We start from the raw sequence: 12,785 nt of genomic DNA on the forward strand, positions 1-12,785 counted from the left end.
CCCCGACGCGCACACGTTCGACCGCGCCGAATCTGGGCAGAAGCCCCACCACATCCGTAACCACGGGCAAAACCTCAGGGGGTCTCAAACATGGCTCGCCCGTCTGCCACCACCGGTCCACCACCGGACTCCGCCGTAGGGACCACGGTTCCGGCCACGCCGGCCCAGGCCCGCGACGCGGCCCGCGCCTTCCTCTCCACGCTGGCGCCCCGGCCCACCAGGGAGAGCGCCGAGAACGTGGTGCTCGTCGTCTCCGAGCTCGTCACGAACGCGCTCCGGCACGCGGGCGGCGCCACGGCCCTGGACTTCGCCGCCGACCGCAGCACGCTGCACATCAGCGTGCGGGACCCCAGCCCCGTCCCGCCCCGCGAGCGCCCGCCGGACCTGCGCGGATACGAGGGCGGATTCGGCTGGCCCCTGGTCCACCGCCTGTCCCGCAGCGTGGCCGTCCTGCCCTGCGGTGACGGCGGGAAGAGTGTCTGCGTCGCCCTGCCGCGCTAGGAGGCCGGGCTTCCGGTCGTACCGCGTACTTCAGCCACGTACGGAACGCACACGCATGATCCGAATCAGGAAGGGCACCCGATGGCTTCGACGGATGCAGTCACGTGACTAGGGAGGTTGTCCACATGGCAGCGGCGCGGGTGACGGGACGCGAGCGGACGGACCGGACGGCGGCCACGACCATGGAGCCCGGGGCGGGGGAGTTGCCCTGGGTGGAGGACGCGGGGAAGGTCGCGCCCAAGGACGCGCGAGAGCTGTCCAAGGTGTTCTTCGAGCGGCTCCAGGTCCTGGAGGAGGGCACCGAGGAGCATCAGTACGCGCGGAACACGCTGATCGAGATGAACCTCTCGCTGGTGCGCTTCGCGGCGGGCCGGTTCCGCAACCGCGGGACCGGCGAGATGGAGGACGTGATCCAGGTCGGCACGATCGGCCTGATCAAGGCGATCGACCGGTTCGAGCTGTCGCGCGAGGTGGAGTTCACCTCTTTCGCGGTGCCGTACATCGTGGGCGAGATCAAGCGGTTCTTCCGTGACACGACCTGGGCCGTGCACGTACCGCGCCGCCTCCAGGAGCTGCGGGTGGAGATCGCGAAGGCCAAGGAGCGCCTCGCCCTCGCACTGGACCGCGACCCGACGGTGCGGGAGCTCGCGGAGCACCTGGACCGGGACGAGGAGGAGATCGTCGAGGGCCTCGTCGCGGCCAACGGCTACACCGCCGGCTCGCTCGACATGTCCGCCGACGCGGAAGAAGGGGGCGGCGCGGCCGTCGGCAGGAGCCGTACTTTCGTCGACTTCATCGGCGAGGACGACCCCGGCATGGAGAAGGTGGAGAACCTCCAGACACTGGCGCCGCTGATGGGCGCGCTGAGCGAGCGCGAGCGGTGCATCGTGAGCATGCGGTTCGGGAGCGAGCTGACGCAGGCCGAGATCGGCCGGGAGCTCGGGGTCTCGCAGATGCAGGTGTCGCGCTTGCTCTCCCGCATTCTGGCCAAGCTGCGCGCCGGGATGGTCGAGGAGCGGGCCGCGCGCGCCTGACCGCCGCCGATCGATTTCCGGAAGGGCCGGCGTCCGCCTGCCCGAGCTGAATGCTGGAGGCGATCCATGACTTCCGTGTGCGAGACCGTGTTCATGAATCTGGAGGCCGATGGGACGCAGCGTTTCCCGGTGGTCACCCAGTTGCTGTACGAGTCCGACGACCCCTTCGCGATCCGCGTCCTGTTCGAGTTACAGGAGGACGTGGCCGTCACCTGGACGATCGAGCGGGACCTCCTGGCCCGGGGGTTCGGGCAGGAGGTCGGCGACGGCGACATACGGGTCGCCCCGCAAGTCGTCGCGGGGCGGCGTGAGACACGCATCGAACTGGCGGGCTGCGGCCTCGACGGGGAATGGGGCCGCGTCGTGTTCTCCGCGTGGGAACCCGCACTGCGGGACTTTCTGGCCAGGACGTACGAGGCCGTCCCGCCGGGGGAGGAGGAGGTCGACCTGGACACCTTCCTCGCCGAGGTGCTGACCGCAGGCTGACCCCGCGGCCCACGAGCGGTCGGCAGGAGAACCGGACACGAAACCGGTGCGGGCCACGTGATCGGGGCTTGCCGCGATTCGGAACGGAAAGGGGACACCCTCGTGATGAACAAGGACCTCTGGGGCTACCAGGACACCAGCGGCCATCTCGCCGGCGTGGACCTGCGCGGCTGGAAGGTCGAGGCCGCCGACGGGAACATCGGCAAGGTCGACCACCACTCCGACGAGGTCGGCTCCTCGCACCTCGTGGTGGACACCGGGCCATGGATCTTCGGCAAGCGCGTCCTGCTGCCGGCCGGCACCGTCACCCGGCTCGACCCGGACGAGAAGAAGATCCATGTCGCCCTCACCCAGGACCAGGTCAAGGACTCGCCGGAGTTCGAACCCGCCACCCATCTCGACGATCCCACCTACCGCGACATGATCGGCCGCTACTACGGCGGCCCACTGTCCTGAACTCCCTTGCCTCATCCGCCAGTTGGTGGCCCCGCCGGATCGACGGCGGGGCCATTCCCGGTTTGCGGCCGCCGGTGACGTGGTGAGGACCGCCCCCCCGCATGGCCGTTCGCGGCAGGCGGGGGGGCGGGGCGAAAGGTGAGACTGCCTGGCAGGAGGAGGTGGTCGGCCATGAGTGTGGAGGACACCGGGGATTCCGGTGCGGGGGAGCGACTCCTGGAGGATCTGCTCACCCAGTCCACCCTGCACGCCGCGGTCCTCGACGCAATGGGCCACGACCTCGCCTCGGGTCTGACGACGTCGGTCGCCCTTGCGGGCTATCGCAATGCCCGGCGGGCAGGTGCGGGGCTGCTCGACCTCGTCGGGACCATTGACCAGGCCCTCGCCCAGTGGCTGCCCGGCAAGCTGCTCCACACCGACGGCGTCACGAAGGCGCGTTTCCCCATGGTGACGGGGAGTGATCTGAACGGGCGGGCGTCGGGAAGCGGCCCTAGGATGTGTCGGGTTGAGCCATATGCCCGGACAGCCACTCAGCTGCGATCCGGATGCCGAAGTGGCCCTCACTCGGTCCACGGACACGTGGAGGTCTCATGCGTTTCACTCATACCTGCGCGACGGCGGCGGCCGCCGTGGTGCTCACCCTCACGGGAACCACGACCGCGTTCGGCGCGGCCAGCCCCGCGGCGTCCTCGGACGCGACGTTCCTGCAGACGATCCACCAGGCCAACCTGGCGGAGATCGCCGCGGGCAAGGACGCCAAAACACACGCGAACAGCGCCTGTGTGAAACGGGTCGCGGCCATCATCGTGCGCGACCACACCGCGCTGGACGCCAAGGGAGCGGCCGTGGCCAAGGCCAAGGACATCGCCATGGCCAAGGAACCCAGCGCCGCCCAGAACAGGCAGCTGGACGATCTGAAGCCGAAGGACGGCACCACGGCGTACGACGCCGCCTGGCTGAAGATGCAGAGCGACGGTCACCAGCAGGCGCTCGCTCTGATCGACAAGGAGCTGAGCTCCGGCAAGGACAGCCAGATCCAGGCGGCCGCCAAGGCGGCGCGGCCCGTCGTGGCCGGGCACCTGAAGATGGTGGAAGGCGGCGTGTGCCGCACGCCCCTGGAAAGCGCATCGCCGCAGCGGTGACCCCGCCGACGGCAGCCGTGCCCCCTCGCCCTTGGTGGCGAGGGGGCACGAGCCGCAGGCTCCTCCGGCCGACACCACCGACGACGACCCGTAGGTGCCCATGAAACCAACCAGGCGGGAGCCCATACCCCCGGCCCATCGAGGTCGCGGATTCGGCTCGGGAAGCCCGCAGACCGAACGCATGGTGCGGACGCTGCTGCGCCGCCGCAAGAAGAGCCTGAGCCCGGACGACGTCAAGGTCGCGGACAAACCCGCCGTGCGCCGCGCCGTGTCAGCGGCCGCGCTCGGCAACACCATGGAGTGGTTCGACTTCGGCGTCTACGCCTATGTCGCCGCCACCCTCGGCAAGGTCTTCTTCCCGTCGAGCTCGCCGGGCGCCCAGGTCATTTCGACGTTCGCCACGTTCGCGGCGGCCTTCGTCGTCCGGCCGCTCGGCGGGCTCGTGTTCGGCCCGCTCGGTGACCGCGTGGGGCGCCAGAAGGTCCTCGCCGTCACCATGATCATGATGGCGATCAGCACCTTGGCGGTGGGATTCCTGCCGGGATACAAGTCGATCGGTCTCGCCGCCCCCATCCTGCTCCTGCTGTGCCGGCTCGTTCAGGGCTTCTCCACCGGAGGCGAGTACGCCGGGGCCACCACCTACATCGCCGAGTACTCGCCCGACCGGATACGCGGCTTCCTCGGCAGCTGGCTCGACTTCGGCACCTTCGTGGGTTACTCCCTCGGCTCCGGCATGGTCACCGTCCTGACCGGCGTCCTGAGCGAGGACCAGATGGTCGACTGGGGGTGGCGTATCCCGTTCTACGTCGCAGGACCGCTCGGGCTCATCGGCCTCTACATGCGGCTCAGGCTGGATGAGACACCCGCGTTCCAGGAGGCCGAGGAGCGGGGACGTGAGGCGGTGGCACGGGGCGGGGCAACGCCCGAGGAGGAAGAGCGCCTGGAACAGGCCCGCATGTCCGGCAAGGGCCGCCTCAAGGAGGTCATCACCCAGCACTGGCAGGCCATGCTCGTGTGCATCGGACTCGTCCTGCTCTACAACGTCACCAACTACATGGTGACGTCCTACCTGCCGACCTACATGAGCACCACCCTCGGCGAACCCGACCTCACCGCCCAGCTCCTCGTCCTCGGCACGATGGTGCTCGTCGTCCTCACCATCACCGCCGTCGGTCGTTCCTCGGACCGCTACGGCCGACGGCCGCTGTTCCTGTGGGGCGGGGCCGCGATGGTCGTCTTCTCGGTGCCCGTCTTCCAGCTCATCCGCCAGGGCGGCATCATCCTCCCGGCCATCGGCTGTGCCATCCTCGGCCTGTTCCTGGTGTGCTTCGCGGGGACGAGTGCCGCGACGCTGCCGGCCCTCTTCCCGACCCATCTGCGCTACGGCGGGCTGTCGCTCGCCTTCAACTTCTCCGTGTCGCTGTTCGGCGGCACCACCCCGCTCGTGGCCTCCGCCCTGGTCAATACGACCGGCAACGAACTCGTGCCCGCCTACTACCTGATGGCCGCGGGCGCGATCGGTGTCGTCTCGGCCCTGTTCCTGCGCGAGACCGCGGGCAAGCCGCTGCGCGGATCGTCGGCCATGGTCGAGTCCGAGGAGGAGGCACGCGAGATGGTGGCACGCAGCCGCACCCACGCGGGCCGCCGGGCCCGCGACATCTGGCTCCAGCTGCGCCGGGGCCACCTGCCGCACCCACACCTGCCGCACCGCTCCGGCAAGAGCGGTCGGCAGGACCGGCAGGACTGACGCGGACCCGCCTCCGCGCTTCGGGACGTCAGGACTCCACGCGCCTCCCCTCGGCCAGCCGCTCCCAGGCATCCGCGAACATCTCGTGCAGCGGTGCGGTCGGCAGGATCCGGCCGAACGGGGAGTGGATCTCGCTGCCCCACAGCGGGCGCACCGCATGCGCTGCCAGCTTCACCGTCTCCAACGGCAGGTGCGGCGCCTTGAGTTCAGCCCATTCCCCGGGCAGGAACAGCGTGCGGCCGGCCCGGGCCCGCTTGGCCTCCACCACCATGCCCGCGCCGAGCAGCTCCGTGCGGACCTCCGTGTGACGCTTGGCCGACCAGCCGTTCCACCGCCGCACGTTCCGGTCGGTGGGCGCGGCAAGCGTCGCCAACTGGAGGTACAGCGCCGCCGCGTCGGCTCCGACCCCGAGCTCCGGCGCCACTCGGGCGACCAGGTCGGGGCAGGACTGCCGCGGATCCGCCTCGTACGCACCCACCGGGACCGCTCCCGACCGGGACCGCAGCATCATGCGCTCCAGGCCGCCCCCGGCCAACAGCGGGGCCACCCGGCCGAGTTCCTCGCCCAGATCGGTGATCTCAGTGACCCGACGCCACACCTCGGGGTCGGCGACCGCGGCAGGCCTGAGGAAGGAGGCACCCCCGGGGGCACAGACCACCAGGGGCCCGGAGTCGTACGCGGTCACTGGGACGGGACCCTCCTCCTTGCGGGCGTCCATCGCCACCGGCAACCGCCCGGGCCCGAACCGCTCGGCGATCCGCGCCGAGGTGTCCTGCACCCGGCCGCCCGGCAGCGCCACCAGCAGGTCAGGACGATCGAGTTCGGCCCGCAGCCGCTCGTACAGGACCGCCGCGCCGGCCACCGCCGGGTCGCCCACGGGCCGGTCCGTCCACGCCCACACCAGCGCGCTCGCTATCTGCCGGAACGCGAGCCCCACCGGGGTGCGGTAGGGCAGTTCGGGGCCGGCCGGCGGCACCGCCCGGACCTCAACTCCTATGCCGTACCGGGTCGCCGCCAGCTCCCAGCCGGCCGCCTCCACGGTCGTGTCCTCGGCGGCTTCGTACCCGGCCGCGAGCCGCCGGGCCCACACTTCGGACAGGCCGAGGCTCGTCTCCAGGGCGTCGGCCGCCTCGTCGTCGACGACTGGCAGCGCCCCGATCAGCTCCCGCCACACCCCGGCCATCCGTTCCGCCGCCGCCACGACCCCGCCCGGGCGCCACAGCTCGGCCGGGTCCTCGGGCAGGGCGGCCGCGAGTACGGCCCGGCGGCCGGACGCCCCGAGCCGTGCTCGCAGATGGTCGTACGACTCGGCCGTCATCGGGGTCGCCTTGTAGGGAGCCTTGCGGGCCAGGCTCCGGTCCTCGTCCCGGTCGGGCCGGCCGACGAGCCCGGCCATCACGAGCCGCGCCACGGCCCGCCGTACGCCCGTGAGTTCGGCGAAGCGCGCTGCCGCCGACTCCGGCACGGGGAGCGGCCCGTGGGCGCCGACCGCCGCCACCAGGGCTCGCATGCGGGCGGCGTCGTCCCGCTCCACCCCGACGAGGCGTGCCTGGGGGACCGCCGCCGGGACCGGGTCGGCGTCCCGGTTCTGCGAGGCGGGTGCCACGAACCAGCGCTGCGAGCCTCCGGCCCGTACCGCTTGGCAGGCCACGGCGATCCCGGCCGCCCGCAACCCGGTCAGGTCCTTGGCATCGGATGTGCGACCCACCCACCACCGGCTGCCCGCACGGGCGAAGGGCTGGTCGGCCCACGTGTCCAGGAGCGCGAGGAGCGCGGCCCGTTCGGCGTCCGGGGTCGGGGTCACCGCCGCTCGCCATGCCGCGGCGTCGATCGCGCCGAGCAGCTGCGACCAGTCGCACGGCGGCGCCGGTGGCGAGAGCCGCCTGACCTCCTCCGGGATCGTGCCGTCCAGGCAGGCTCCGTCGGCGGCCAGTGCGCTCAGCGTCGCGGGCAGGGCGACGTCCGGCTCCCGCCGCCACGGATCGCGCTCTCCCTCCGAGATCAGCCCGAACAGCGCGGGCATCAGCTCGGTGTCCGGCGCGGAGCCGCGCGGCAGCACGGGCGGTGCCTCGGCGAGCAGGACCACGCGCCGGCGCAGGGCCCGCCGCCGCTCCTCGACCCGCGCGGCCCGCGAGGCCACCGCCACCACGGCCTCGGTCAGCACCGGATCGGTGATGTCCGGCAACTCCCGGGCAACGGCGGCACGCAGAGCCCCGGCATCCTCAAGTGCGGCCGTCAGCAAGGCGTCCGCCGCCTGCCGGTCCACCTTCCGCAGTGCCCGGGATCCGGCCGCGTCCCGCGTCCGCAACAGGTACCAGAACGCCGGCGGCAGGGACACGCCTCCCGAGACGGTGACCCGCCGGGCCGGTGCCGCATGGGGGTTACGGGGCGAGGAGTGACCGTCCAGCTCCCAGAGCAGGGTTCCGTCGGCGGCGTACGCACGCACTCCCGTCCGGGTCTCCGCCTCGGCGAGGACCACGTCCTCCACCGCTCCTTCCGGCGGAGCCCACAGACCCCAGGGCTCCTGTCCCGGCCGGTCGATGTCGAACCGGGCCGTGCGCCCGTCCACGCTCTCCACCAGGAAATGGTCGGGCGCGTGGTCGCGGTGCCGGGTGCGGAACAGCACCCGCGTTCCGACGAGACCGTCCCGGCAGCCGAGCGGTGAATCCGTCAACTCGCGCGGCAGCGGCGCCAGTTGGAGGGCTTCCGTAGCGAGGGTCATGCCCGTCTCGGACGGGTCGGTGCTCGCGGAACGGCCCGGGAAGTCGGGCAGCGCCTCCGCGCCCCGCCACTCCCCGGTGACCGGATCCACCACTTCCCAGGGCCGCCTTCCGTAGACAGCGTTGGTCCAGATCCGGGAGCCGTCACCGAGCTGCAGCTCGTCCCGGTCGATGCCCTCCGTGCCACCCGGGCGCAGCACCCGTACACCGCCGTGCCGCCCGCCACCGTCAGCGGTCTCGAACTGGAACCCGTACGCCCCGTCCAGGCTGCCGCCGAACGGTACGAGACCGCCCACCTCGTCCGGGGTGAACGGCTCGTCGGGGCGGTCGGCCCAGACGGCGGTGTCGCAGTAGTAGGGGCTCGGCTTGAGCGTCCAGCTCACGAGGAAGGATCCGCCGACGTAGTGGACGGCGAACATGGTCGCCTCCGCGGGGACCGTGAACCGGCAGGAGCCCCGCACCCCGTCCGGGGCGACGGCGACCGCCCGATCGTGGCCGAACACCGTCAGGACCGGCCACGTGGAGGTCACCCCGGCGATGCCCGGCAGCGCGCCCTGGGTTTCCTCGGGCCGGGCGTCCGCCGCGAACTGCTCGTACACCGACTCCAGTGCGGGCCAGGTCAGTTCCTCGGGCAGGCCGGCTGCCAGTGAGCGCCGCAGCGCGCCCGCGGCGCCCGCTTCGGCCAGGGCGTCGGGGATCCCGTCGAGCGCTGCCACCGTCGGCCGGTCGAGCAGGATCTCCAGCTCGGCTACGGACTCCTCGGCCCCCGCCATGCCACCGCCCGCCACGGTGTCGACGAGCTTGCCGACCCGGGTGGCCACCCCTTGCGCGATGCCCTCGTTCCCCGGGAGCAGCGTCACCGCCGAACCGGCCCTCCGCCGCGCCAGCGACCAGTTCGGCAACAGGTCCGCGTGCACGGTCCCTTCGAGCCGGGGGCCGAACACCGGGTCGGCGGCCAGCGCCGCGAGATCACGCCGGGACCGCTCGCCCCAGAAGCGCATCCCGATCTCCGGGCCCGGATCGACGACCGAGACCCCCGCGGCCAACAGCGCATCGAGCACGTCCGCGTCGAAGCCCTGGTAGTGGTGCCGGGTGGTGTGCGCCGTCACCGGGGTGTCCGACGCCCGCAGCCGGGGCCCCAACCGGCCCACCAGGTCCAGGAATTCGGGCGGCAGCGGCTGCCGCGCGACGCCGCCGCCGGGCTGCGCCGCGTACTGGTACATGCGGACGAAGGTGCCGACCCAGTGGGGCAGCCCGCCCTCAGGCACCACCCGCCCGGCCTCCATGGCCTCCGTGGCGCCGCAGCCGATGAGCATCCGCAGCCAGTCCCCGCCGTCGGTGGTTCCGTCGGGAAACATCTCCGCAAGCCCGGCCGCGACAGCGTCCGTGGGTCGATGGGCCGTCAGGACCGGGCCCGCGGCTGCCAGCAGCGCATCCGGCACCGACTTCTCCCGGGTGACCGACAGGATCGCGCCGACCAGCCGCGCCACCTCCTCGTCCCCGTGCCCGGCCGCCTTGGCGGAGGCCCGGACCCGGCGCACCAGATCGGCCGGGAGGTCCGCCTTCGAGGCCGCCCACGCGGTCAGGAACGCATCCAGGGCCGCGTGCGCCGCGCCCGGCTCCAACGTCTGGGCGAGGAAGCGCTGATGGACCCCGAACTCCTTGGCCGGCATGGCCCCGCCCCTGGCGAAGAGCAGGGCGTTGGCCCTGCGGTACTCGGCATCCACCGGCAGCCCGTGCTCCACCTCGGCCGCCCGCGCTGCCACGTAGGCTCGCCCGCCCGGCCGGCTTCCGTACCCGATCAACCGATGGCCCACCGTGTCCCAGAACCACGGCAGATGCGCCGGGGGCAGCCGCCGTGCCCGGGCCGCCATCACATCGACGAACCGACCGGGCTTGGTCCAGGACCGGTTGAGCTCGGAGCCCATGTCCGCGACCAGGTCACGCGCGACCCCGGCGGCGCCCGGATCGTGGGCGGCGACCCAGTCGGCGTACGTCGTCGAGACATGCGTACCGGCGGTGGGCAACAGGGCGGCAAGCGAGGCGATCATGCTTCGGATGGTCGCACGCGCCACTGACAACGCCGGGGCCGAGGCCCGGCCGGACACTTCGTACCGGCGCGCCAGTCATGCCCGGCCGCGACGGAGCGGCTTGCGGAGTTACCGTCGGTGGCATGGCCGATGATCTCCCAGGATGGCGTCAGTGTCTGCTCGGCGGGGCGGTGTTCGTCGTGTGCATGGTCGGCACCACGTTGCCGACCCCTCTCTATGCCCTCTACCAGGACAAGTTCGGGTTCTCCGAGCTGACGGTCACGGTCGTGTACGCGGTCTATGCCTTCGGTGTCATCGGCGTGCTGCTCCTCGCGGGCAACGTGTCGGACGCGGTGGGCCGACGGCCCGTACTGCTGTGGGGCCTGGGGTTCGCGGCGGCGAGTGCGGTCTGTTACCTGTGCGCGAACGGGCTCGGCTGGCTGTACGCGGGCCGGCTGCTGTCAGGGCTGTCCGCCGGTCTGTTCACCGGCGCCGCCACGGCGTACGTGATGGACCTGGCTCCGCGCGGCGGCGCCACTCGGGCCACCTTCGTGGCGACGGCCGCCAACATGGGCGGCCTGGGCTGCGGGCCGCTGCTCGCCGGAGTGCTCGCGCAGTACGCCCCTTGGCCGCTGTACCTGCCCTTCGCCGTGCACCTGGCACTGGTGGCCGGCTCGGCCGCCGTCCTGCTGAGCCTCCCGGAGACCGTACGGGAGCCACAGCCGCTGCGCAGCGCGCGAACGCAGCGGCCGGGCCTGCCCGCCGAGGTGCGGTCGGTGTTCGTGCCCGCGGCGATCGCGTCGTTCGTGGGCTTCGCACTGTTCGGGGTGTTCACATCGGTCGCCCCCGCCTTCTTGGCGCAGTCCCTGGACGTCCACAATCACGCCGGGACCGGACTGATCGTCGCGCTGGCCTTCTTCGCCTCGACCGCCGGGCAGTTGGCCGTCGGCCGGGTCGGACTGGAACGTTCACTGCCCCTGGGCTGCGCCGGCCTGCTGGCCGGTCTCGCGCTGCTCGCGGGCGCCCTCCGCTGGGACCTGCTGCCCCTGATGGTGCTGAGCGCACTGGTCGGCGGCTGCGGGCAGGGGCTGGCGTTCCGCGGAGCCCTGTCCGCGGTGGCCGAGGCATCTCCCGCGGACCGCCGCGCGGCGGTGATCTCCACCCTGTTCGTGGTGGCGTACGCGGGCATCTCGGTGCCGGTGATCGGGGTGGGCGTACTGGTGAATCCGCTCGGCCTGGAAGGGGCGGGTCTTGTGTTCATCGGCTGCATGGCCGTTCTGGCCTCGACCGCAGCCGTCTACCTGCTGCGGCGGTCGGTACGAGCGAGGGCGTGAGGCCTTCGGCTACAGGTGTCTTGATCTTGAGGCGGTCAAGGCGGCGGACCGCCGGAAAGTCGTGTGGCACCCACTCTGCGGAAACCGGAAACCGGACATTGGCGGTCGAGCCGTCCGGCTCGGGCCCTGGTCACGGAAACGCCGTGACCAGGGCCCCAGGATCAGCTACCGCGGAAGGCGCCGACCGCCGCTAGTTCCGGTACCGGAACACGATGCGGCCGCGCGACAGGTCGTACGGCGGGAGCTCCACCAGCACCCGGTCTTCCAGGTAGATCTTGATGTAGTGCTTGCGGATCTTCCCGCTGATGTGCGCGAGCACCTGATGGCCGTTCTCGAGCTCCACGGTGAACATGGCGCTGCGCAGACACTCGACGACCTTGCCCTGGACTTCGATGACGTTCTTGTTCTTGGTCATCGAACCAGCTCCAGGTTGCTGCCCATGCGCCGGGCGCCGATGTCCTCGATCAGCGTCGAGGCCGCTTGGTTGGACTCGTGGACTTCCGCCCAGGCCGACGCGAAACCGGAGCGGTGCAGCGTCCCCAGCGCGTGGGCGAGGAGCGCCCGTGCGATGCCCCGGCGCTGCTCGCCGGCCCGGACCGCGACAAGCCCGATGCGCGGCCGCTTCACCGTCACCACCCGGATCAGACCCAGGTAGCCCTCCGGTGTCGCGGCCACCGCGTACTTCGACGGATCGACGATGGTGTCGCCTTCGGGGCGGGGGATCACCTCCGCGGGCATCGACTGCCACCATCCGGCGGTCGCCTCGACTTCGTCACGGATCGCGCGGTCCACCGCCCGCAGCAGACGCTCGTCCGCCTGACCGGCGGGCACGATCGTCACGCCCGAAGGCGGCAGGACTTCTTCGAGCCCTGTGACCCTCGGATCGGTCGGCACGTCGTACTCCCACTCGCGGCGCCGGACCGTGAAGCCGGCCCGCAGCCAGCCGGCCGTCGTCTCGACGTCGGCTTCGTCGACCAGTATGTACAGCGGCGCCGGAAGTTCCGCCGGCATCACCTGGGCGAGCCGGTCGAAGGCGGCCTCGTGCCAGGCATCGATGCTGACGAACAGGCGTCCGTCGGGCCGGTGCCCCGCATACCCGCTGCCGACCACCAGGTCGCCGTCCAGCGCGTGCCATTGCCGGTCCGCGACGCGCGTGATCGTCACCGCGTTCTCGCCCGGGCCAGATGTGAAAGGCTTTGTATTCATCGGAGTCTCCCTCCAGGAGTGCCTCGATCTCAGGCGCTCCTGGCGACACCGAACGTCAGCCGCCGGACCGTGACGGAATGAGGGAGCACCCATGGGTAACTGTGTTCACGGGTCTCACCTCCTACGACG

General features: G+C 71.8%; 10 protein-coding genes and 1 pseudogene. 8 read left to right on the top strand and 3 right to left on the bottom strand.

Annotated elements, in window-relative coordinates:
* Nucleotides 1-90 precede the first annotated feature (90 nt).
* The 7 genes and pseudogenes from IE206_RS14535 to proP all read left to right on the top strand — a co-directional run bounded on the left by IE206_RS14535 (nucleotide 91) and on the right by proP (nucleotide 5,366).
* A complete protein-coding gene (locus tag IE206_RS14535) occupies nucleotides 91-501 on the top strand; it encodes an ATP-binding protein (protein ID WP_189962546.1) in 411 nt (136 codons plus the stop codon).
* Nucleotides 502-626: 125 nt separating this feature from the next.
* Nucleotides 627-1,535: a SigB/SigF/SigG family RNA polymerase sigma factor gene (locus IE206_RS14540; protein WP_189962547.1), complete on the top strand. Its 909-nt coding sequence runs from the start codon at nucleotides 627-629 to the stop codon at nucleotides 1,533-1,535.
* A 66-nt stretch (nucleotides 1,536-1,601) separates the two neighbouring features.
* Nucleotides 1,602-2,021, top strand: a complete 420-nt coding sequence (locus IE206_RS14545; RefSeq protein WP_189962548.1) for an SsgA family sporulation/cell division regulator — start codon at nucleotides 1,602-1,604, stop codon at nucleotides 2,019-2,021.
* 105 nt (nucleotides 2,022-2,126) lie between these two features.
* A complete protein-coding gene (locus IE206_RS14550; protein WP_189962549.1) occupies nucleotides 2,127-2,477 on the top strand; it encodes a PRC-barrel domain containing protein in 351 nt (116 codons plus the stop codon).
* Nucleotides 2,478-2,708: 231 nt separating this feature from the next.
* Nucleotides 2,709-2,876: pseudogene (locus IE206_RS42425) on the top strand (SpoIIE family protein phosphatase); the annotation flags it as partial.
* 191 nt (nucleotides 2,877-3,067) lie between these two features.
* A complete protein-coding gene (locus IE206_RS14555; RefSeq protein ID WP_189962550.1) occupies nucleotides 3,068-3,619 on the top strand; it encodes a DUF4142 domain-containing protein in 552 nt (183 codons plus the stop codon).
* A 181-nt stretch (nucleotides 3,620-3,800) separates the two neighbouring features.
* On the top strand, nucleotides 3,801-5,366 hold the full coding sequence (proP, locus tag IE206_RS14560; protein ID WP_189962551.1) for a glycine betaine/L-proline transporter ProP: 1,566 nt from the start codon (nucleotides 3,801-3,803) through the stop codon (nucleotides 5,364-5,366).
* A 28-nt stretch (nucleotides 5,367-5,394) separates the two neighbouring features.
* Here proP and IE206_RS14565 read toward each other — a convergent pair whose 3' ends face one another.
* Complete coding sequence (locus IE206_RS14565; RefSeq protein WP_189962552.1) at nucleotides 5,395-10,137, bottom strand: hypothetical protein; 4,743 nt, start codon at nucleotides 10,135-10,137, stop codon at nucleotides 5,395-5,397.
* Between the two features lie 122 nt (nucleotides 10,138-10,259).
* Here IE206_RS14565 and IE206_RS14570 point away from each other — a divergent pair, with 122 nt between their 5' ends.
* A complete protein-coding gene (locus IE206_RS14570) occupies nucleotides 10,260-11,450 on the top strand; it encodes an MFS transporter (RefSeq protein ID WP_189962553.1) in 1,191 nt (396 codons plus the stop codon).
* A 190-nt stretch (nucleotides 11,451-11,640) separates the two neighbouring features.
* Here IE206_RS14570 and infA read toward each other — a convergent pair whose 3' ends face one another.
* On the bottom strand, nucleotides 11,641-11,865 hold the full coding sequence (gene infA, locus IE206_RS14575) for a translation initiation factor IF-1 (RefSeq protein WP_189962554.1): 225 nt from the start codon (nucleotides 11,863-11,865) through the stop codon (nucleotides 11,641-11,643).
* The gene (locus IE206_RS14580) at nucleotides 11,862-12,656 is read right to left on the bottom strand and encodes a GNAT family N-acetyltransferase (RefSeq protein ID WP_189962555.1); all 795 of its coding nucleotides are present in this window, start codon (nucleotides 12,654-12,656) and stop codon (nucleotides 11,862-11,864) included. The genes infA and IE206_RS14580 overlap by 4 nt, the downstream gene beginning before the upstream one ends.
* Nucleotides 12,657-12,785: the final 129 nt, after the last annotated feature.

Source organism: Streptomyces violascens, assembly GCF_014649955.1.
Lineage (GTDB): Bacteria > Actinomycetota > Actinomycetes > Streptomycetales > Streptomycetaceae > Streptomyces > Streptomyces violascens.